The organism is Mycolicibacterium arcueilense, from assembly GCF_058536225.1.
Genome location: NZ_JBZTYL010000005.1, coordinates 220940 through 240140, shown reverse-complemented (window position 1 = coordinate 240140; position 19201 = coordinate 220940). Strand labels below are relative to the sequence as shown.

Below are 19201 nucleotides of genomic sequence, written 5' to 3'. Positions count from 1 at the left end.
GGCCATCAGGTAGCCACAATCTTCAGCGTTATCTAGTCAGGCCGCCAGTTCGACGCGGGTGAACTCGCAGTCCGGACCGCAGGCGTGGCCACTCACTGTGATTCCGTGTCGCCGCATCACCTGGGCGATCTTCGCGGCGGTCCGGCACGGTCGGTCGAAAACCTGACGGTAGGACAGTCGGACGGTTGAGCGGCCGTCGACCGCGGCGTCGAGATCACGCTCGACATCCTTGCTTCGTGCCGATGCAGTGTTGTGGAACAGGAGGCCGTCGAGTTCGACCACGAGCCGTCGGTCGTACTCGGCATCGCGGTAGCTCACCTTCACCGATGACGTCCAACGCTTCTGACGAGCGGCCCGGGGCAATCCGTGCGCCCGTTCCACGCGGTTGAGGTACCTGTGCTCCAGGACCGAGCAGCTGCCCTCGGCGATGTCGACGATCACCGCCCGCAGCCAGCGTCGTCTGCGAACCCGCCGACGGGCGTCGAGGGCTCGCAGCAGACGTCGCGCCGTAGTGCGCCGCGATTGGCAAGCGTCGGCCAGCACCGCAATCGCATCGAACTCGGATACGGCCTGACATGCGACGTCAAGGGCCGCTTCTTCGAAACGCAGCCGTGGCGGACCGACATGCCAGAGCACCCGCTCCTGCAGGTGGGTCAGATGGTGGATGCGCACTCCGGGTGGTTCGGCCAGCACGCCCCGGTCACGGGAGACTGCGACATGGATCACCGCACCCTCGCCGGTCAACGCCGATTCCAGGCACAACGCCGCCGGAGCTGCGTAAAGCACTGCGGCCCAGGCTCGTTGCAGCCAGGACAAAGGTCCGGTGTGATCGACGTAGACGCCGTCGTGGACCCGCGCCCACTCATTGCGCCGGAGCAACCGTCGAATGTCGTGCTGCTGCAGCCCCGCATCCAGGGCCTGCCGACGCGAGATCACCCCCGACTGCTGCCGAAGCACGTCCTCGATGTCCACGCCATCGATGCTTGCCCACCGGCTCCTCCACGACCAGACCCGTTCCGCGCACCTGTGGACAACTACTTGCGCTGAAGATTGCGGCTACCCGGTGACCTCAATGTTCAGCGCTGTCGACCGCTCTGTGGCGCACGACTGGTGGCCTGAGGTCAGCCCTGGGTCAGCCCGATGGCCAGCAGTGCCAGCCACCCGCCCGCCACACCGACACCCGACCCCAGCACGAACCAGCGCCACACCGGCCGGTGCCGCCAGCCCCACACGGTGGGCGCCAATCCCCCGACGGCGACCATGTTCAGGCCCACCGCCAGCAGCGGGTGCACGCGCAACAGCCCCATCCCGAGTACCACGATGGCCGCGGCGAGCACGGCTGCCACGAAACCCGCCACCGTCAGGCCGGTCGCCCACGGCGTGGAATCGTCGGTCACGGTGTCAATCTAACGCGAGTTCAGCTCCCGAGCCGGGCACGCTCGTAGAACGCGAGCGCCGCCGCCGTGGCGACGTTGAGCGAATCGGTGCCGCGTGACATCGGGATGCGTACACGCACGTCGCTGGCCCGCATCGTGTGCTCGGTCAGGCCTGGCCCCTCGGCGCCGACCAGTACCGCCACCCGATCCCCTTCGAGCTGCGTCATCGCTTCGGACAGGGTCGCGGCAGCCGGATCGGGAGTCATCGCCATGAGTCGGAACCCCTTGTCCCGCAAGAGCTCCAGATCACCGGGCCACGAGGAGGCCCGCGCGAACGGAACCAGCAGGGCGTGGCCCATCGACACCCGCACCGCCCGCCGGTACAGCGGATCTGCGCACCCCGCCCCGAACACCACGGCATCGACCGCCAGTCCGGCGGCATTGCGGAAGATCGAGCCGAGGTTCTCGTGGTCGTTGACCCCTTCGAGCACCGCCACGGTGCGCGCCTCGGAGATCACCTCCGCCACCGTCAGCTCCGGCGCCCGCGAGGCCGAGGCCAGCACGCCACGGTTGAGGTGGAACCCGACCGCGGCAGCCATCACGTCGGCGTCGGTCCGGTAGAACGGCACGTCCACACCCTCGAGGTCGGCGGCCAGTTCCGTCAGGCGCCGGTCCGTGCCAAGCAGTGCACGCGGGGCAAATCGGGAGGCCAGCATCCGCTGCGCCACCAGCACGCCTTCGGCGATCACCAGACCTTTGCCACTGGGCAGATCGGGTCGCCGGTCCACGCTGTTGAGGTCGCGGAAGTCGTCCAACCGGGAATCGGCCGGATCGTCGATATCGATAACCTGCAGCAGACTCACACGCCTTCGAGAACCATGGCCGACATCAGATCGGCTGCGGTGATCAACGTCTGGCGTTCATCCGGATCCAACCGGGACAGTTGCGTCTTGAGCCACTCCTGGCTCGCGCGGCGCTCGGCCTCGACGAGGGTCATCCCGGCCGGTGAGGCGGACACCACGATCTGGCGTCCGTCCAACGGATGGGCGGCCCGCGCCACCAGACCCTGTTCGGCCAGTGAGGCGATCACCCGGGTCATCGACGGAGGACGCACCCGCTCACGCGATGCCAGCGCGCCCGGTGTCATCGCGCCCTCCTTGGCCAAGGTGGCCAGCGCCGAGAACTGGGTCAGCGAAACCGGGGATTCCGCACGCCGCGTACGTAATTGACGCGCGAGTCGAACAACCGCCAGGGCCAGATCATTGGCGAGCCGCGCCTCCGGATCCTTCACATCGGAAATAGTACTGAGGCGCTCAAGGTAAAGGGCTAAAACCAAGACCAATGAACGCGGACCGCATCGGATACGTTGGTCACCGATGACCGAGGACAACGACGCGCCGGAGCCCCAACCGCCGGCCCTGCCTGCCGCACTGCTGGAACCGTGGCCGGTGATTCTGGTGATCGCCACGGGCTGGCTGATCGCCACCGTCCTGACCTTCACGGTCAGCGGTCTGCAACACTGGCGGCCGTTCACAGTCGCCGGACTGGCGATCGGCGTTCTCGGCACGACTATCTTTCTGATCCAGCGCCGCGCCGTGCGCCGCGGATCCCGCGGTGCGCAAAGCGGATTGACCTGAGGAGACACCATGGCCGCACCCCTACTGCAAGCCACCATCGACATCGACGCACCGGTCGACAAGGTCTGGGGGTTGATCTCTGACCTCCGCCGGATGCCGCAGTGGAGCCCGCAGTGCCGGCTGATGAAGCCGCTCGGCCCGCTGCGTCCGGGAACCCGCACGTTCAACCTCAACCGGCGCAAGTTCGTGTTCTGGCCCACCACGTCACGGCTGACCGAGGTCGTCGACAACAAGAAGCTGTCCTTCCTGGTGGAGGGCAACAACACCGTGTGGAGTTACGAACTGGAACCGACGGGCACGGGCACCCGGGTGACCGAATCCCGCCACGCCGAGAACGGCACCACAGCCGTGTCCAACGCTCTGGTCGGCGCGTTGTTCGGCGGCGTCCCCAGCTTCGAGGACGAACTCGTCGAGGGAATGAAAGACTCGCTGGCCCGGATCAAGGCCGCCGCCGAGAACTAGGGACGACTCCATCGACTGGGTCGAATTCGCCTCAGCACCGGACCAGATTCGCCTCAGTCGGCCGGACCAGATTCGCCTCAGTCGGCGGTGTCGAGCACACCGTCGTCATACGGCTCGTACATCGGCGACCCGGTGCCGGGCGGTTGCGGGGTGTCCGAATGGGCCCCGCAGCCGTACTCGGCCTCCACCACATGCCCGTCGGCCGACAGATCGTTGGCGCACACGCCGAACATCACGCCCAGCGCGCCACCGAGCGGCAGGTAGAAGCCGCAGTCGCGGCAGACCCGGCGTGTCGACCGGGCCATCGCCGAACCCGGCCCGTAATCGCCGTCGTGCCAGCGCTGCGCAGCCTGCGCCCGACCCCACTCGCTGAGCACCTGACGCCGGCCGAAGCCGAGCTCGAGGGCCGCATCGTCGATCAGCGGATCACCGGTGGCCACATAGCCCGGGACCAGACGCGGATCATTGGGCGGCGGGGCCAACAGGTCGCCGGGCCCGAGGTCCCCGGGACGAACCCGCTCCTCCCACGGCACCCACTCCGGCGCCAGCAGCGCCGTCGGACCCGGAACCAGGACCAGCTCGCTGATCGTGGCGTGGTCGGCGCCCGGGTAGGCAGCCACCACGACGGCCCACTGCCAGCCACGGTAACCGGGCAGGTCAGCCAGGAATCGGTGCGTGGCCGACGAGGCGTCCTCGATGCTCGCACCGAGGTATTCGCCCACGGCGCCCTCGCCGCTGAACTCGATCAGCGCCGCGCGAGCCTGTTCGGCGGCACCCAACAGCACCGCCTCCTGCTCCTGCGACGGTGCCGCCGGGCCGGTCTCGGGTGTCTGCTCAGCAGATTCGGTCACGCTTTCCATCGCCTCCATAGTGCCTGATCGGGACGACCCCAGACCACACCGGTCGCCTGTCGGCCGCCCGAGCGCCCGATAAGAGAGAATCGGGGGGTGACCTACTACCCGCCGCGGCCGCCGGCCGATCACGGCGCGGAACATCCCGGAATGGCCAACTACCCCAGCGACGAGACGCCGCGGCGGCCACGCAGACAATCGGTGCCCAGCTCCAACCGCTGGCTGCCGCCGCTCGACGAGCAACACACCACCGCGCACCCCAGGCAGGACGACTCGCAACGCTCCCACGGCGTCGGCGCGGCAGCCGGTGAGAAGGTCACCGTCACCCGGGCCGCCGCGGCACGCAGCCGCGAAATGGGTTCGCGGATGTACGGTTTCGTGCACCGCGCGGCCACCGCCGACGGCGCCGACAAGTCCGGGCTGACCGCACTGACCTGGCCGGTTGTGGCAAACTTCGCCGTCGACGCAGCCATGGCCGTCGCACTGGCCAACACGTTGTTCTTCGCTGCGGCCAGCGGCGAGTCCAAGAGCAAGGTCGCGCTGTACCTGCTGATCACCATTGCGCCGTTCGCCGTGATCGCCCCGCTGATCGGTCCCGCGCTGGACCGCCTGCAGCACGGTCGCCGAATGGCGCTGGCGGCCTCGTTCGCACTACGCACCGGGTTGATCGTGATCTTGATCGCCAACTACGACGGCGCCACCGGGAGCTATCCGTCCTGGGTGCTCTACCCGTGCGCGCTGGGCATGATGGTGCTGTCCAAATCCTTCTCGGTGCTGCGCAGCGCGGTCACGCCGCGGGTGCTGCCCCCCTCGATCGACCTGGTCCGGGTCAACTCCCGACTGACCACCTTCGGACTGCTCGGCGGCACCGTCGTCGGCGGCGGCATCGCCGCGGGGGCCGAATATCTGTTCAAGGTGGCTCAACTGCCCGGGGCGCTGTACGTGGTCGTCGCCGTCTCGGTGGCCGGCGCGGTGCTGTCGATGCGGATCCCGAAGTGGGTCGAGGTCACCGAGGGTGAGGTGCCCACCACCCTGAGCTACCACGGTCAATCCGGCGGGCGGGACGAGATGCGCCGTCACCCCGGCAAGCCCAAGGCCGAACGTCAACCGTTGGGCCGCAACACCATCACCGCGCTGTGGGGCAACTGCACCATCAAGGTGATGGTCGGATTCCTGTTCCTGTACCCGGCTTTCGTCGCCAAGTCCCACGATGCCAGCGGCTGGGAACAGCTGCTGATCCTCGGACTGATCGGGGCTGCGGCCGGAATCGGCAACTTCGGCGGCAACATAGCCGCCGCGCGGCTCAAGCTAGGCCGCCCCGCACAGCTGGTCGTGCGGGCCGCGGCCGCCGTCACGGTTGTCGCGCTGGCCACCGCGCTCACCGGGAACCTGCTGGTGGCCGCTGGGGCGACACTGATCACCTCGGGCGCCAGCGCCATCGCCAAGGCCTCCCTCGACGCGTCCCTGCAGGACGATCTCCCCGAGGCCTCGCGGGCCTCGGCATTCGGCCGCTCGGAATCGGTGCTGCAGCTGGCCTGGGTTATCGGCGGCGCCACCGGGGTGCTGATCTACACGGACCTCACGGTCGGGTTCACTACGATCACGGCCGTGCTGATACTCGGACTGGCGCAGACGATCGTGAGCTACCGCGGCGAATCCCTGATTCCGGGCCTGGGCGGTAATCGCCCGGTCCATGCCGCACGAGAAGGTGGCAGCCGTCCCGCGGCAGCCCCGACAACAGCACAGTGGGAGTCCTGATGAAGCGTGTCCTGGCGGTCCTGGGGGCCGTGATCGTACTGGCGATCGCCGGTACCGCGGTCGGGGTCTGGCGACTGCACAGTGCACAGGGCGACCGGCTTCCGGAGATCAGCGCGTACTCGCACGGACACTCGGTGCGGGTCGGCCCGTTCCAGTACTGCGAGGTACTCAACCTCGACGACTGCAAGGAGCCGCGGGACACGGGCGAGTTGGCGGTCAGGAAAGACAACCCGGTGCAGCTGTCGGTGCCCAGTGCGGTCGCCCGTGCACCGTGGCGGCTGCTGCAGGTGTACGAGAACCCGATCGACACGACGGTGTCGTACTTCGCGCCCAAGACGACGCTGGCCGTGACCATCCCGACCGTCGATCCCAACCGGGGTCGGCTGACCGGCCTGGCGGTGCAAGTGCTGACCCTGGTTCAGGACCAGGACGGCGAGGAGTTCGCGCTGCCGCATGCGGAATGGTCGATCAGCACCGTCTGGCCCTGAGCCTCCGGCCGCTTTGCTGCTTGCCTTGACAAGCAACACTGGGCCGGATCTCTCAGACCGTGATTTTCGACGGTTGTGCAGCGTTAACGTATTTTCATGAGGCCACTGAGGGTGGGTCTGGCAACCGCCGGACTTGTGTGCGGCGGCATCGCGGGAGCGCTCGGCGTCGGGTTCGGTACCGCCCACGCCTACACCTACGGCCCGTTCCAGTGGTGCCCTGGGCAACCGCTGCCGAACGACCCGCCCCGGTCGGATGCAGACCTGGTGTGGGACATGGGTATCTGCCACACCTACTACTTCGAATATGACGTGCGAACCCACGCCCCTGCCCATTACTGGGAGGGACCCAACCTGTTCCCGACGCCGATCCCGCCGCCTCCGCCGCCGGAGAATCCGCCGAACATTTTCGAGCAGTGCCCCGGGCTCATCCCGTTCGTCAACTGTCTGCCCGGCCTCTGACCTTCCCGGCTACGACGCACCGTGTCCCTCCGGGACACGTTCACCCTGCGGCGTCGGCCCCGGCGGGGTGCCGTCACCGAAAGGCCTGCCGCCCAGGGATTCCCGCCCATGCGGCGTCAGCCAGTTGGCCAGGTCCGGGCCCTTGGGCACGATCTGCGTCGGGTTGATGTCCGAATGCACGATGTAGTAGTGCTGCTTGATCTGGACGAAATCGGTGGTGTCGCCGAAGCCGGGCGTCTGGAACAGGTCTCGCGCGTAGGCCCACAGCACGTCCATCTCGGCGAGCTTGGACCGGTTGCACTTGAAATGGCCGTGGTAAACCGGGTCGAACCGGGCCAGCGTGGTGAACAGCCGGACGTCGGCCTCGGTGATGGTGTCGCCCACCAGATAACGCTGAGTGCTCAGCCGGTCGGTGAGCCAGTCCAGCGTCGCGAACAACCGGTCGTAGGCCTGGTCGTAGGCCTCCTGCGAGCCGGCGAAGCCGCACCGGTACACCCCGTTGTTGACCTCGGTGTAGATGCGCTTGGCCACCTCGTCGATCTCCGCGCGCAACGGCTCGGGATACAGCTGCGGGGCTCCCTCGCGGTGGTACTCCGTCCACTCGGTGGAGAAGTCCAGTGTCATCTGGGCGAAGTCGTTGGTTACCACCGCACCCGTGGCCACCTCGACGATCGCCGGCACGGTGATGCCCTTCGGGTAGTTCGGGTCGCGTTTGAAGTACGCGTCCTGCAACCGCGGAATCTTCAGCACCGGGTCGAGCCCACCGGGATCGAGGTCGAAGGTCCAGCTGCGCGCATCGTGCGTCGGCCCGCAAAAGCCAATGGAGAGAACGTTTTCCAGGCCCAGCAGGCGCCGCACGATGATCGTGCGGTTGGCCCACGGGCAGGCCCGCGCAACGATCAACCGGTACCGGCCGGGTTCGACGGGGTAACCGTCACGTCCGTCGGCCGTGATCCTGGTGGTGATGTAGTTGGTATCGCGATTGAACTCGCCGGAGCTGGACTTGTCGGCGACGTAGGTGCCCTGAGCCATGGACCCAGTGTGCCCGTCGAGCGTTGGCTGGTGTTCGAAAAATCAGCGGATCCTCGAACACAAGCCGACGTTCGGCGCGGGAGTATTAGGCGTCGAGCTCCTGCGCGACGGCCTTGACCACCTCGGACACCCGGCGCGCGACCTTGCGGTCGGGGTAGCGCCCCTTGCGCAGCTCGGGCTGCACGATGTCCTCGAGCAGCGTGATCATGTCCGAAACCATGCCGTGCAGCTCATCGGGCGTGTGCTTGTGCTCGGGCCGCTCGGCCTCGCGCCGCGACCGGGCCAGACTCGGCGGCGGGTCGATGAGCTTGAGGCTCAACGCCTGCGGGCCACGACGGCCTGCCGCGACGCCGAACTCGACACGTTGACCGGCCTTCAGGCCTTCGACACCCGCGGGCAATGCCGAGGACCGCACATAGACGTCCTCGCCGTCCTCCTGGGACACAAAGCCGAAGCCCTTTTCGGCGTCGTACCACTTCACCTTGCCGGTCGGCACTGCACTCACCCGCTCGTCTTGTCAGAACTACCTACACACATAAAGTTCGCGCCCCGTCAGCGCCGGGACGCGATGGAGCGATCTTACTCGGCCCTCCCTGGGTGCTTCACCCCTATTACTCGGTAGGCTTGAAACCACCTCTGGAAGAGAGATGCGCCGGTAATGCGAGTGATTCTGAACATCATCTGGTTGATCTTCGGCGGCCTGTGGCTGGCGCTGGGATACCTGCTGGCCGCGCTGATCTGTTTCGTCCTGATCATCACGATCCCGTTCGGGTTCGCCTCGCTGCGCATCGCCTCCTATGCCCTGTGGCCGTTCGGCCGCACCATCGTGGACAAGCCGGGCACCCGGCCCGGCGCCCTGGTCGGCAACATCATCTGGATCGTCCTGTTCGGCTGGTGGCTGGCGCTGGGCCACCTGATCAGCGCGGTGGCCATGGCGGTCACCATCATCGGAATCCCGCTGGCGCTGGCCGATCTCAAGCTGATCCCGGTCTCGCTGGTGCCGCTGGGCAAGGAGATCGTCCCGGTCGACTCGCTGAAGGCCGCGGTATGACCCTGACCTCGCTCGGGCTGCCCTCGGTGAACAGGTCCGCCCCGCCTCTCGATCCGGCACCGACAACGGGGCCCCTGGTCGACACCTACGGCCGGGTGGCCACCGACCTGCGGGTCTCGCTGACCGACAAGTGCAATCTGCGCTGTACGTACTGCATGCCCGCCGAGGGCCTGGACTGGCTGCCCGGCGACGCGCTGCTCAGCACCGACGAACTGAGCCGACTGTTACGCATCGCGGTCACCCGCCTGGGCATCACGAGCGTGCGGTTCACCGGCGGCGAACCATTGGTCACCCGCCATCTGGAGGACGTGGTGGCAGCAGCTGCGGCGCTGCGCCCCCGCCCGGAGATCACGCTGACCACCAACGGCATCGGGCTGGCCCGGCGCGCGGCCGGTCTCCGGCAGGCCGGATTGGACCGGATCAACGTTTCCCTCGACAGCGTCGACGCCGCCCACTTCGCCCGCATCACCCGTCGGGACCGACTGGCCGACGTGCTGGACGGCCTGGCGGCCGCCAAGGCGGCCGGGTTGGCGCCGGTGAAGGTCAACGCGGTGCTGGATCCCGTGTCGGGCCTCGACGACGCCGTGACCCTGCTGGGCTACTGCCTGGACCACGGCTACCAACTACGGATCATCGAGCAGATGCCCCTGGACGCCGGGCACACCTGGCAGCGCGGCACGGTGATCGACGCCGACACCATCCTGGCCACCCTGCGCAAGCACTTCGACCTGCGGACCGATCCGAAGCCGCGCGGCTCAGCGCCCGCCGAGCTGTGGCAGGTCGCCGCAGGCGCCGATCACCCCGCGGGCACCGTCGGGGTGATCGCCTCGGTGTCGCACGCCTTCTGTTCGGCCTGTGACCGCACCAGGCTGACCGCCGACGGCCAGATCCGCAGTTGCCTGTTCTCCACCGAGGAGAGCGATCTGCGGGCACTGCTGCGCGGTGGTGCCGACGACGCCGACATCGAGGCGGCCTGGCGGACGGCGATGTGGGGCAAGCCCGCCGGGCACGGCATCAACAACCCGGATTTCGTGCAGCCCGCCCGGCCGATGAGCGCGATCGGCGGCTAGATGACAGGGCACACCATGGCCGTCACGGTCCGCTATTTCGCTGCTGCGGCCGCCGCAGCCGGAGTTGATGCGGAAACGTTAGATTTGGCAAAGGATTCCACGATCGCGACGCTCGTCGAGCACCTCAGCGGTCGCGACGCGGAGCTCGGGCGCGTCCTAAAGCGCTGCTCATACCTGGCGGACGGGGTCGCCGTCCGCGATATGGGCAAGCCGATATCAACGCAGCAGACGATCGATGTGTTACCCCCCTTCGCCGGCGGCTAACGTGATTTGCATCACATAACGAAATGGTCACGAGCTGGCTACGGCGGGGTGGAGCCCTTCGCTCACCTGCGACAACGCAGAAATAACCTGCACCTTTAAACAACTTTTAGAGTTTGCTCGGATCGAAAACGCCCGAGGCCGCTAAAGGTGACGGGATAGCGGGCAGCAGTTACCGTTCATTCCCAAGTCAACGGACCCTAATCAGTTGGCCCACCCTCATACCGAAGCGCCGAGCTCCATCCATCGGGCAGGGGTTAACGACGAACAACAAGGATGGAGGCGGGGGACCCAACCGGTCCACCGATTTACTTCAGGACCAGGAGCCGCTTGCGGCCCCTTGGGGTGAAGCCGTCAGAGTTTCGACGACGACGGCCGGGCGACCTCTCCCGCCCGAACCCGACAGCTGACCTCGTGGGCGCATACGAGAGGACCTTCACGCTTATGAGTGGACGGCATCGCAAGCCCACCACGTCTTCATCAGCCAAGAACGTCGCGAAGATCGCGGTGACCGGCGCTGCGATCGCAGGCGGCAGCCTCGCGATGGCCAGCCAGGCGATGGCGGCGACCGACGGCGAGTGGGACACCGTCGCCCGTTGTGAGTCCGGTGGCAACTGGGCGATCAACACCGGCAACGGCTACCACGGCGGCCTGCAGTTCTCGCCCAGCACGTGGTCTTCCAACGGCGGCGGCGAGTACGCACCCAACGCCTACATGGCCACCAAGGAACAGCAGATCGCCGTCGCCGAGCGTGTGCTGGCCGGCCAGGGCAAGGGCGCTTGGCCCGTCTGTGGACGCGGACTCTCGGGCGCCACCCCGCGCAACGTGGTCAACGAGCCCGCTCCCGCTGCCCCGCTGGATGCACCTGCGGTCAACGGCGAACTGCCGCCTCCGCCCGAGGCTCCGGCCCCGGCTCCCGAAGCGGCCCCGATGGACGCCCCGCTGCCGCCCGCACCCGAAGCGCTGCCGCCGGCCCCCGAGGACCTTCCACCGGCCCCTGAGGCTCCGGCCCCGGCTCCCGAAGCCGCGCCGATGGACGCCGCGCTTGCCCCGGCCCCTGAGGCCGCTCCGATCGCCGACGCCGCGCTGCAGGTGCCGGCCCCTGAGGCACCGGCTCCGGCTCCGGCTCCGGCTCCTGAAGAAGCGCCCGCTCCCGCCCCTGCGGTACAGCCGGTCAGCTACTTCGATCAGATCCAGCAGGCCATCGAGAAGCAGGGCATCGACGGCAACATCGTCATCAACGGCTGAGTTTCAGGCCGAGCCGACCCATTCGTCGGTGCCGTCGGAGAAGTACTGGTGCTTCCACACCGGAAGCCGCTCTTTGACGGTATCGACGAGACGGGCACAGGTTTCGAACGCCGCCCCGCGATGGTCCGCTGCCACAGCGGCCACCAGGGCGGCGTCTCCTATATGTAGGGTGCCGATGCGGTGGCTGACCGCGATCGCCCGTACCCCGGTGGCCTGCGCGGCGACTTCGGCGGCCACTTCTTCCAAGGTCTGAAGTGCGTTGGGGTGCGCGGAGTAGTCGAGCCGGATAACCGAACGGCCGCCGTCGTGATCACGCACCACCCCGGAGAAGCCGACCACGGCTCCGGCCGCCTCATGGGCCACCAGCGCCTCGTATTCGGTCAGCGAGATCGGCGTCTCGGTCAGATCGACGCGTAGGACGCTCGCACTCATATTCGTCTCCTCTTCGCGCAAGCGCTCATCGCTGCGACGGGTGGTCCTTGCCGCTCAGCTGGTCCAGCGCATGCTCCAGCACGCCCGCCAGCACCCCCAGCCCGTCCTTGACCCCTCCCGGCGAGCCGGGCAGGTTGATGACAAGGGTGCGCCCGGCGACGCCGCAGACCCCGCGGGACAACACCGCGGTGGGCACCTTGTGCACGCCGGCGCGACGGATGGCGTCCGCCAGGCCAGGGATTTGATAGTCGAGTACGGCGATTGTGGATTCCGGTGTCGCATCCGTAGGTGAGATGCCGGTGCCACCAGAGGTGATGATCAGGTCGACGTGCTCGGCCAGCGCGGCGCGCAGGGCATCGCCCACGGCGTGCCCGTCGGCGACCACCATCTGTTCGGTGACGTCATAACCACGATCAGAGAGCCAGCCGACGATGAGGGGGCCCGTCCGGTCGTCGTAGACCCCTGCTGCGGCACGGGTGGAGGCGATGATGACCCGCGCCGAACGCGTCACTGAGTAGTTCTTTCCCACAATCCCGTTTTACCGCCTTCTTTGCGCAACACCTTGATGTCGTCGATGCGCGCGGCGGGGTCGACGGCCTTGATCATGTCGTACAGCGTCAGCGCGGCCACGCTCACCGCGGTCAGGGCCTCCATCTCGACGCCGGTGCGGTCGGTGCTGCGCACGGTGGCGGTGACGGTGACCTCGGTGTCACGGGCGTCGAAGTCCACGTCGACGCCGGTCAGCGCCAACTGATGGCACAGCGGAATCAACTCGGGAGTCCGCTTGGCGGCCAGAATCCCGGCCACGCGAGCCGTGGCCAGCGCGTCACCCTTGGGCAGGCCGCCCGAGGCGATGAGAGCCACCACATCGGCGCGGGTACGCACGGTGCCCACGGCCACCGCGATGCGTTTGGTGACGTCCTTGGCCGTGACGTCGACCATGTGCGCCGCGCCGGACTCGTCGAGGTGCGACAGTCCCACTACTACCTGTTGACGACGGTGGCCGACTGGATGAAGGGCAGCTCCTCGGCCGGCAACGGAAAGGTGAGGTCGCCGAACGGGGACAGCGCGCCGGTGCGGTCGGTGGCGAGCTCACTCACGGCGTGATCATCGCCGTCGGAGAGCACGGGCCAGCCGTTGTCGACGTAATGGTTCTTCTTGTTGTCAGCCACGCTCCATATTGTGGCAGGCTCCTCCACCGGAGGCGAGACCGGCGGGGGAGAGCCCGGAGAGGGATCGCGCGGGCTGCTTTACGCTGGTCAGGATATGACCGCCGCACAGACTCCCGGATTCCCGCTGGGTGCCTGGCTGTCCGACCTCGATGACAAGGCCCTGATCCGCCTGCTGGAGCTGCGGCCCGACCTGAGCCAGCCGCCACCGGGAACTATCGCTGCGCTCGCCGCGCGCGCGACCTCTCGCCAGTCGGTCAAGGCTGCCACCGATTCCCTGGACTTCCGGCGGCTGGCCATCCTGGATGCGCTGCTGGTCCTGCACGCCGACACCCACGCCGTGCCGGTGTCGCAGCTGGGCGAACTGTTGGGCGACCGGGTCTGCGCGAACGAGCTGGCCGATGCGCTGGACGATCTGCGCGAGCGGGCCCTGGTGTGGGGCGAGGCCGAGGTACGGGTCGCGCCCGAGGTGGCCACCGGCCTGCCCTGGTTCGTCGGTCAGGCCACCGTCGAGGTGGCCGCGCGCAGTGCCGAGGAGATCGCCGGCCTGCTCGACGGACTCGACGACGCACAGAACGATCTCTTGGCCCGGTTGTTGGAGGGGTCGCCGGTGGGCCGCACCCGCGACGCGGCACCGGACACTTCGCCGGACCGGCCGGTGCCGCGGCTGCTGGAAGCCGGGCTACTACGCCGGATCGACGACGACACCGTGATCCTGCCGCGGTTGGTCGGCCAGGTGATGCGGGGCGAGGCCCCCGGCCCGGTCGAGTTGACCACGCCGGTGCTTCAGACGTCGTCGACGACACCCGCCGATGTGGACGCGGCGGCTGCCGGAGCGGCGATCGACCTGCTGCGCGAGATCGATCTGATCATCGAAACTCTCGGCAGCACACCGGTTCCCGAGTTGCGCAACGGCGGCCTCGGGGTGCGTGACGTGAAACGGTTGGCCAAGACCACCGGCATCGACGAACCACGGTTGGGGCTGCTGCTGGAACTGGCGGCCGGGGCAGGCCTGATCGCGGCCGGGATGCCCGAACCTGACCCGGGTGACGGGACGGGGCCGTACTGGGCGCCGACGGTGGCCGCCGACCGGTTCGTCGAATCCACTACCGCCACCCGCTGGCACCTGTTGGCCTCCACCTGGCTGGACCTGCCGGCCCGGCCCGCGCTGATCGGTAGTCGTGGGCCGGACAACAAACCCTTTGCCGCACTGTCGGATTCGCTGTATTCGACGGCAGCTCCCCTGGATCGCAGGCTGCTGCTGAGCGTGTTGGCCGAGCTGGCTCCGGGCGCCGGGGTCGACGGTGCGGAGGCCGCCCGGGCGATGGTCTGGCGGCGGCCACGCTGGGCGCTGCGCCTGCAGCCGGGCACCGTCAGCGGGCTGCTCGCCGAGGCGCATGCGCTGGGCATGGTGGGCCGCGGGGCGATCAGCACCCCGGCTCGCGGTCTGCTGGCCGGCGATCCCGACGAGGACGTGCTGGCCGCGATGGCCAAGGCACTGCCCAAACCGCTCGACCACTTCCTGCTGCAGGCCGACCTGACCGTGATCGTGCCCGGCCCGCTGGAGCGGGATCTGGCCGAGCACCTGGCCGAGGTGGCCACCGTCGAATCGGCGGGCGCGGCGATGGTCTACCGGATCAGCGAGGCGTCGATCCGGCGTGCACTCGATGCCGGGCGGACCGCCAGCGAGTTGCACACCCTGTTCGAGAAGCACTCGAAAACTCCGGTGCCGCAAGGGTTGACCTATCTGATCGACGACGTCGCGCGTCGGCACGGCCAGCTGCGGGTGGGCATGGCCACGTCGTTCCTGCGGTGTGAGGATCCGGCCCTGCTGGCTCAGGCGGTGGCCTCACCGGGCGCCGACCGCCTCGAACTGCGGCTGCTGGCGCCTACCGTGGCGGTGTCCCAGGCACCCATCGCCGACGTACTGACCGTGTTGCGCGAGGCCGGATTCGCCCCGGCCGCCGAGGATTCCACGGGCACCGTCGTCGACATCAGGGCCCGCGGTGCACGCGTCGTCGCACCGACCCGGCGCCGCGTCTACCGACCGTCCACTCCGCCGACCGCCCAGACCCTGGGTGCGATCGTCGCGGTGCTCCGGAAGGTGGCCGCCGGTCCGTTCGCCAGCGTGCGGCTCGATCCGGCGATGGCCATCACCCAGTTGCAGGAGGCCGCGATCAACCAGACCTCCGTGGTGATCGGCTACGTCGACCCGGCCGGGGTGGCCACACAGCGGGTGGTCTCCCCCATCAACGTGCGCGGCGGCCAGTTGACCGCGTTCGACCCGGCCGCCGGGCGGGTCCGGGAGTTCGCCATCCACCGGGTCACGTCGGTGGTGTCGGCCGACCCCGACTAGCCGCGACACAGCGTGCTCACAGAGCGGTTCACCAATATGGCGGTGTGACAACGATGTTGACGGCAGCGGATCAGGTACCCCCGGCATACCGGGGAGTGTCGCTGCTGCACGGTTGGCTGCCCCCGACATTGTGGGCGCTGGCAGGCGTGGCGCTGATCGCGGCGATCGGCTGGCGCACCCGGCGCTGGCGCCTGATCTGGCTGCCGTGCGCGATCGCGGTCGGCGTCGCCCTGACGGCATGGGCCCGCTGGTTCGTCCATTCGCAGGGGCTCGCGGGCGATCCCGCACCGGCGGCGCTGTGGATCTGGATCGGGTTGACCGGGTTGGCCGTGGCCGTGCTGGCCCTGGGTTGGCGCGGCAGCCGCTGGCGCCGACGGACCGCCTCGGTGGCCGCAGTTCCGTTGTGCCTGCTCAGCGTGGGCGTCGCGGTCAACCTCTGGGTCGGCTACTTCCCCACGGTCACCGCCCTGTGGAACGAGGTGACGGCCGGCCCGCTACCGGGTGAGACCGACCTCGCCACCGCCCTCGACCAGCGCCAACGAGGTGAGATTCCGTCCCAGGGCGAGTTGGTGTCCGTCACGATTCCCGCCGACGAGTCCGGCTTCAAGCACCGCGACGAACTCGTGTACCTACCGCCGGCCTGGTTTGCGCCATCGGCGCCCGCGCTTCCCGTGGTGATGATGATCGCCGGCGAATTCAACACCCCGGCCGATTGGGCGCGCAGCGGCAACGCGATCGCCACCATCGACGCTTTCGCCGCCGAGCACGGCGGCAACACCCCGGTGTTCGTCTTCGTCGACGTCGGCGGCTCCTTCAACAACGACACCGAATGCGTCAACGGTCCGCGCGGCAACGTCGCCGACCATCTCACCAAGGATGTACCGCCGTATCTGACCAGTACCTTCGGTGTGCGCGACGCCGGCTGGGGTGTGGTCGGCTGGTCGATGGGCGGAACGTGTGCGGTGGATCTGACCGTGATGCATCCCGAGTTGTTCAGTTCGTTCGTCGACATCGCCGGGGACACCGGCCCGAACGCGGGCACCAGGGAGCAGACCATCGCGCGCCTGCACGGCGGGAACGCCGCGGCCTGGGCCACCTTCGACCCGGCCACGGTGATCGACAAACACGGCGGCTACCACGGCGTGTCCGGCTGGTTCGTCATCTCCTCGGACGCCCCGGTCAAACACGGGGCGCATCCGGCCAATCCCGATGCGGTGGGCCTCGGCGGCCAGGACGCCGGGGGCAACCCCGGCGATCAGACCGAGGCTGCGCACACCCTGTGCGACCTGGGCCGCAGCCACGGCATCGCCTGCGCGATCACGGCGCTGCCGGGCAAGCATGACTGGCCGTTCGCCGAAGAAGTGTTGAACACCACGCTGCCCTGGCTGGCCGGTGCGGTCGGTACCCCGGGAGTGCCGCAGGTGCCACTCCCGGCCGGTGGTGCACCGCCGCCGGCACCGACCGCTGCCCCGCGCTGAATGCGCGCGTCGGCCGATTCGGGATAATGGATCCGATGAATTCTCCCGCGATGCGCGATGAGTGGATGGGATCCCGCGAATGACTGACGGCCCACTGATCGTGCAGTCCGACAAGACGGTGCTGCTCGAGGTCGACCACGAGCAGGCCGGGGCGGCCCGTGCCGCCATCGCGCCGTTCGCCGAACTGGAACGCGCCCCCGAGCACGTGCACACCTACCGCATCACCCCGTTGGCGTTGTGGAATGCCCGCGCGGCCGGCCACGACGCCGAGCAGGTGGTGGATGCGCTGGTCAGCTTCTCGCGCTACCCGGTACCGCAGCCGCTGCTGGTCGACATCGTGGACACCATGGGCCGCTACGGGCGGCTGCAGCTGATCAAACATCCGGCGCACGGATTGACGCTCGTCAGCCTCGACCGTGCCGTGCTCGCTGAGGTGCTGCGCAACAAGAAGATCGCCCCGATGCTGGGTGCGCGCATCGACGACGACACCGTGATCGTGCACAACAGCGAGCGCGGCCGGGTCAAGCAGATGCTGCTGAAGATCGGCTGGCCGGCCGAGGACCTGGCCGGCTATGTCGACGGCGAGGCCCATCCGATCGAACTGGCCCAGGACGGCTGGGCGCTGCGCGACTACCAGGAGATGGCTGCCGACTCGTTCTGGGCTGGCGGCTCGGGCGTGGTGGTGCTGCCCTGCGGGGCCGGTAAGACGCTGGTCGGGGCGGCTGCGATGGCCAAGGCCGGCGCGACGACGCTGATCCTGGTCACCAACACGGTGGCCGGGCGGCAGTGGAAGCGCGAACTGGTGGCCCGCACCTCGCTGACCGAGGACGAGATCGGCGAGTACTCGGGCGAGAAGAAAGAGATCCGGCCGGTCACCATCGCGACGTACCAGGTGATCACCCGCCGCACCAAGGGCGAGTACAAGCATCTGGAGATCTTCGACACCCGCGACTGGGGGCTGATCATCTACGACGAGGTGCACCTGCTGCCGGCGCCGGTGTTCCGGATGACCGCCGACCTGCAGTCCCGGCGGCGGCTGGGCCTGACCGCGACGCTGATCCGCGAGGACGGCCGCGAAGGTGACGTGTTCTCGCTGATCGGGCCCAAGCGCTACGACGCACCGTGGAAGGACATCGAGGCCCAGGGCTGGATCGCCCCCGCCGAGTGCATCGAGGTGCGGGTGACGATGACCGACAACGAGCGCATGCTCTACGCCACCGCCGAACCCGAGGAGCGCTACAAGCTGTGCTCGACGGTGCACACCAAGATCGCGGTGGTCCGCTCGATCCTGGAACGCCACCCGGGCGAGCCGACCCTGGTGATCGGCGCGTACCTGGATCAGCTGGAGGAACTGGGCGAGGAACTGGACGCGCCGGTGATCCAGGGGTCGACGAAGAACTCCGAGCGCGAGGCCCTGTTCGACGCGTTCCGCCGCGGCGAGATCTCCACGCTGGTGGTCAGCAAGGTGGCGAACTTCTCCATCGACCTGCCGGAAGCCTCTGTCGCCGTTCAGGTTTCAGGCACCTTCGGTTCCCGCCAGGAAGAGGCGCAGCGGTTGGGCCGGTTGCTGAGGCCCAAGGCCAACGGCGGCGGCGCGGTGTTCTACTCCGTGGTGTCACGCGATTCGTTGGACGCGGAGTACGCCGCCCACCGCCAGCGCTTCCTGGCCGAGCAGGGCTACGGCTACGTCATCAAGGACGCCGACGACCTGCTGGGGCCGGCGATATGACCGTGCGGCGGGTGATGCCGGTGCTCACGGTGTCCGACCTCGCCGCGACCGCCGCTGCCTACACCCAGACGCTGGGGCTGACCGAGGTGATGAACCACGGCTGGATCGTCACCCTGGCCGACGCGGAACTCCGTCATCAGGTGAGTCTGATGACCAAGGACGCGACGGCACCGGTCAACCCGTCCGTCTCCATCGAGGTCGACGACGTCGACGCGGCGTATGCCGCCGCGGTCGAGGCCGGCTTGAAGATCGTGCATCCTCTCAGCGACGAGGAGTGGGGTGTACGGCGGTTCTTCTTCGCCGATCAGTCGGGCAACGTGGTCAACGTGCTCAGCCACCGCTGA

24 protein-coding genes and 1 riboswitch are annotated in these 19201 nt (G+C 68.3%); of the genes, 13 read left to right on the top strand and 11 right to left on the bottom strand.

Annotation, left to right across the window (positions count from 1 at the left end; genetic code table 11):
- Positions 1-36: 36 nt before the first annotated feature.
- The 4 genes from AC4LGL_RS02225 to AC4LGL_RS02210 all read right to left on the bottom strand — a co-directional run bounded on the left by AC4LGL_RS02225 (position 37) and on the right by AC4LGL_RS02210 (position 2667).
- Entirely contained in the window at positions 37-972 is a 936-nt protein-coding gene (locus AC4LGL_RS02225) for a type IV toxin-antitoxin system AbiEi family antitoxin domain-containing protein (protein WP_491837416.1), read from the bottom strand.
- A 149-nt stretch (positions 973-1121) separates the two neighbouring features.
- Entirely contained in the window at positions 1122-1397 is a 276-nt protein-coding gene (locus AC4LGL_RS02220; protein WP_491837415.1) for a DUF2537 domain-containing protein, read from the bottom strand.
- 20 nt (positions 1398-1417) lie between these two features.
- A complete protein-coding gene (locus tag AC4LGL_RS02215; RefSeq protein ID WP_491837414.1) occupies positions 1418-2239 on the bottom strand; it encodes a TrmH family RNA methyltransferase in 822 nt (273 codons plus the stop codon).
- The gene (locus tag AC4LGL_RS02210; protein WP_055117529.1) at positions 2236-2667 is read right to left on the bottom strand and encodes an Rv0880 family HTH-type transcriptional regulator; all 432 of its coding nucleotides are present in this window, start codon (positions 2665-2667) and stop codon (positions 2236-2238) included. Before AC4LGL_RS02210 ends, AC4LGL_RS02215 begins: the two co-directional genes overlap by 4 nt.
- An 85-nt stretch (positions 2668-2752) precedes the next feature.
- Between AC4LGL_RS02210 and AC4LGL_RS02205 the strand changes: the two genes are divergently transcribed.
- Positions 2753-3013, top strand: a complete 261-nt coding sequence (locus AC4LGL_RS02205; protein ID WP_491837413.1) for a DUF2530 domain-containing protein — start codon at positions 2753-2755, stop codon at positions 3011-3013.
- A gap of 9 nt (positions 3014-3022) precedes the next feature.
- On the top strand, positions 3023-3475 hold the full coding sequence (locus AC4LGL_RS02200) for an SRPBCC family protein (protein ID WP_491837412.1): 453 nt from the start codon (positions 3023-3025) through the stop codon (positions 3473-3475).
- A gap of 77 nt (positions 3476-3552) precedes the next feature.
- Here AC4LGL_RS02200 and AC4LGL_RS02195 read toward each other — a convergent pair whose 3' ends face one another.
- Positions 3553-4335: a DUF3027 domain-containing protein gene (locus tag AC4LGL_RS02195; protein WP_491837411.1), complete on the bottom strand. Its 783-nt coding sequence runs from the start codon at positions 4333-4335 to the stop codon at positions 3553-3555.
- A 141-nt stretch (positions 4336-4476) separates the two neighbouring features.
- On the opposite strand from AC4LGL_RS02195, the gene AC4LGL_RS02190 reads away from it, so the two are divergent.
- The 3 genes from AC4LGL_RS02190 (at position 4477) to AC4LGL_RS02180 (ending at position 7031) form a co-directional block, all read left to right on the top strand.
- Positions 4477-6084, top strand: a complete 1608-nt coding sequence (locus AC4LGL_RS02190; protein ID WP_463792711.1) for an MFS transporter — start codon at positions 4477-4479, stop codon at positions 6082-6084.
- A complete protein-coding gene (locus tag AC4LGL_RS02185; RefSeq protein ID WP_491837410.1) occupies positions 6084-6572 on the top strand; it encodes a DUF2771 domain-containing protein in 489 nt (162 codons plus the stop codon). Before AC4LGL_RS02190 ends, AC4LGL_RS02185 begins: the two co-directional genes overlap by 1 nt.
- A 96-nt stretch (positions 6573-6668) precedes the next feature.
- Positions 6669-7031 carry a hypothetical protein gene (locus AC4LGL_RS02180; RefSeq protein ID WP_491837409.1) on the top strand — a complete coding sequence of 121 codons (363 nt, stop codon included), beginning with the start codon at positions 6669-6671 and terminating at the stop codon, positions 7029-7031.
- A 9-nt stretch (positions 7032-7040) separates the two neighbouring features.
- Here AC4LGL_RS02180 and AC4LGL_RS02175 read toward each other — a convergent pair whose 3' ends face one another.
- Entirely contained in the window at positions 7041-8063 is a 1023-nt protein-coding gene (locus tag AC4LGL_RS02175; protein ID WP_491837408.1) for a glutathione S-transferase family protein, read from the bottom strand.
- A gap of 85 nt (positions 8064-8148) precedes the next feature.
- On the bottom strand, positions 8149-8559 hold the full coding sequence (locus AC4LGL_RS02170) for a cold-shock protein (RefSeq protein WP_055117540.1): 411 nt from the start codon (positions 8557-8559) through the stop codon (positions 8149-8151).
- A 162-nt stretch (positions 8560-8721) separates the two neighbouring features.
- Between AC4LGL_RS02170 and AC4LGL_RS02165 the strand changes: the two genes are divergently transcribed.
- The 4 genes from AC4LGL_RS02165 to AC4LGL_RS02150 all read left to right on the top strand — a co-directional run bounded on the left by AC4LGL_RS02165 (position 8722) and on the right by AC4LGL_RS02150 (position 11693).
- Positions 8722-9114: a YccF domain-containing protein gene (locus AC4LGL_RS02165; RefSeq protein ID WP_491837407.1), complete on the top strand. Its 393-nt coding sequence runs from the start codon at positions 8722-8724 to the stop codon at positions 9112-9114.
- Positions 9111-10184, top strand: a complete 1074-nt coding sequence (gene moaA / locus AC4LGL_RS02160; protein ID WP_491837406.1) for a GTP 3',8-cyclase MoaA — start codon at positions 9111-9113, stop codon at positions 10182-10184. The genes AC4LGL_RS02165 and moaA overlap by 4 nt, the downstream gene beginning before the upstream one ends.
- A gap of 15 nt (positions 10185-10199) precedes the next feature.
- Positions 10200-10448, top strand: a complete 249-nt coding sequence (locus tag AC4LGL_RS02155; RefSeq protein ID WP_491837405.1) for a MoaD/ThiS family protein — start codon at positions 10200-10202, stop codon at positions 10446-10448.
- A gap of 248 nt (positions 10449-10696) precedes the next feature.
- Positions 10697-10881: riboswitch (cyclic di-AMP (ydaO/yuaA leader) on the top strand.
- An 8-nt stretch (positions 10882-10889) separates the two neighbouring features.
- Complete coding sequence (locus AC4LGL_RS02150; protein WP_491837404.1) at positions 10890-11693, top strand: transglycosylase family protein; 804 nt, start codon at positions 10890-10892, stop codon at positions 11691-11693.
- A 3-nt stretch (positions 11694-11696) separates the two neighbouring features.
- Here the strand turns inward: AC4LGL_RS02150 and AC4LGL_RS02145 are convergent, their stop codons facing one another.
- Genes AC4LGL_RS02145 through AC4LGL_RS02130 form a run of 4 tightly spaced genes read right to left on the bottom strand, consistent with a single transcriptional unit; the run spans position 11697 to position 13306 of the window.
- Entirely contained in the window at positions 11697-12125 is a 429-nt protein-coding gene (locus tag AC4LGL_RS02145) for a molybdenum cofactor biosynthesis protein MoaE (protein WP_491837403.1), read from the bottom strand.
- A 25-nt stretch (positions 12126-12150) separates the two neighbouring features.
- The gene (locus tag AC4LGL_RS02140) at positions 12151-12636 is read right to left on the bottom strand and encodes a MogA/MoaB family molybdenum cofactor biosynthesis protein (protein ID WP_491837402.1); all 486 of its coding nucleotides are present in this window, start codon (positions 12634-12636) and stop codon (positions 12151-12153) included.
- Positions 12633-13106, bottom strand: a complete 474-nt coding sequence (gene moaC, locus AC4LGL_RS02135) for a cyclic pyranopterin monophosphate synthase MoaC (RefSeq protein ID WP_491837401.1) — start codon at positions 13104-13106, stop codon at positions 12633-12635. The genes AC4LGL_RS02140 and moaC overlap by 4 nt, the downstream gene beginning before the upstream one ends.
- 2 nt (positions 13107-13108) lie before the next feature.
- A complete protein-coding gene (locus AC4LGL_RS02130; RefSeq protein ID WP_055117555.1) occupies positions 13109-13306 on the bottom strand; it encodes a hypothetical protein in 198 nt (65 codons plus the stop codon).
- Between the two features lie 85 nt (positions 13307-13391).
- Here AC4LGL_RS02130 and AC4LGL_RS02125 point away from each other — a divergent pair, with 85 nt between their 5' ends.
- The 4 genes from AC4LGL_RS02125 (at position 13392) to AC4LGL_RS02110 (ending at position 19201) form a co-directional block, all read left to right on the top strand.
- A complete protein-coding gene (locus AC4LGL_RS02125; protein WP_491837400.1) occupies positions 13392-15650 on the top strand; it encodes a helicase-associated domain-containing protein in 2259 nt (752 codons plus the stop codon).
- A 53-nt stretch (positions 15651-15703) separates the two neighbouring features.
- Positions 15704-17128 carry an alpha/beta hydrolase gene (locus AC4LGL_RS02120; protein WP_491837561.1) on the top strand — a complete coding sequence of 475 codons (1425 nt, stop codon included), beginning with the start codon at positions 15704-15706 and terminating at the stop codon, positions 17126-17128.
- Positions 17129-17207: 79 nt separating this feature from the next.
- On the top strand, positions 17208-18857 hold the full coding sequence (locus AC4LGL_RS02115; RefSeq protein ID WP_491837399.1) for a DNA repair helicase XPB: 1650 nt from the start codon (positions 17208-17210) through the stop codon (positions 18855-18857).
- The gene (locus AC4LGL_RS02110) at positions 18854-19201 is read left to right on the top strand and encodes a VOC family protein (RefSeq protein ID WP_491837398.1); all 348 of its coding nucleotides are present in this window, start codon (positions 18854-18856) and stop codon (positions 19199-19201) included. Before AC4LGL_RS02115 ends, AC4LGL_RS02110 begins: the two co-directional genes overlap by 4 nt.

Bases quoted from the DNA above. Each gene is read 5' to 3' on its own strand.
- AC4LGL_RS02205 (WP_491837413.1), top strand. From the start codon at position 2,753: ATGACCGAGGACAACGACGCGCCGGAGCCCCAACCGCCGGCCCTGCCT.
- AC4LGL_RS02200 (WP_491837412.1), top strand. From the start codon at position 3,023: ATGGCCGCACCCCTACTGCAAGCCACCATCGACATCGACGCACCGGTC.
- AC4LGL_RS02195 (WP_491837411.1), bottom strand. From the start codon at position 4,335: ATGGAAAGCGTGACCGAATCTGCTGAGCAGACACCCGAGACCGGCCCG.
- AC4LGL_RS02190 (WP_463792711.1), top strand. From the start codon at position 4,477: ATGGCCAACTACCCCAGCGACGAGACGCCGCGGCGGCCACGCAGACAA.
- AC4LGL_RS02185 (WP_491837410.1), top strand. From the start codon at position 6,084: ATGAAGCGTGTCCTGGCGGTCCTGGGGGCCGTGATCGTACTGGCGATC.
- AC4LGL_RS02180 (WP_491837409.1), top strand. From the start codon at position 6,669: ATGAGGCCACTGAGGGTGGGTCTGGCAACCGCCGGACTTGTGTGCGGC.
- AC4LGL_RS02175 (WP_491837408.1), bottom strand. From the start codon at position 8,063: ATGGCTCAGGGCACCTACGTCGCCGACAAGTCCAGCTCCGGCGAGTTC.
- AC4LGL_RS02165 (WP_491837407.1), top strand. From the start codon at position 8,722: ATGCGAGTGATTCTGAACATCATCTGGTTGATCTTCGGCGGCCTGTGG.
- moaA (WP_491837406.1), top strand. From the start codon at position 9,111: ATGACCCTGACCTCGCTCGGGCTGCCCTCGGTGAACAGGTCCGCCCCG.
- AC4LGL_RS02155 (WP_491837405.1), top strand. From the start codon at position 10,200: ATGGCCGTCACGGTCCGCTATTTCGCTGCTGCGGCCGCCGCAGCCGGA.
- AC4LGL_RS02150 (WP_491837404.1), top strand. From the start codon at position 10,890: ATGAGTGGACGGCATCGCAAGCCCACCACGTCTTCATCAGCCAAGAAC.
- AC4LGL_RS02145 (WP_491837403.1), bottom strand. From the start codon at position 12,125: ATGAGTGCGAGCGTCCTACGCGTCGATCTGACCGAGACGCCGATCTCG.
- AC4LGL_RS02125 (WP_491837400.1), top strand. From the start codon at position 13,392: ATGACCGCCGCACAGACTCCCGGATTCCCGCTGGGTGCCTGGCTGTCC.
- AC4LGL_RS02120 (WP_491837561.1), top strand. From the start codon at position 15,704: ATGTTGACGGCAGCGGATCAGGTACCCCCGGCATACCGGGGAGTGTCG.
- AC4LGL_RS02115 (WP_491837399.1), top strand. From the start codon at position 17,208: ATGACTGACGGCCCACTGATCGTGCAGTCCGACAAGACGGTGCTGCTC.
- AC4LGL_RS02110 (WP_491837398.1), top strand. From the start codon at position 18,854: ATGACCGTGCGGCGGGTGATGCCGGTGCTCACGGTGTCCGACCTCGCC.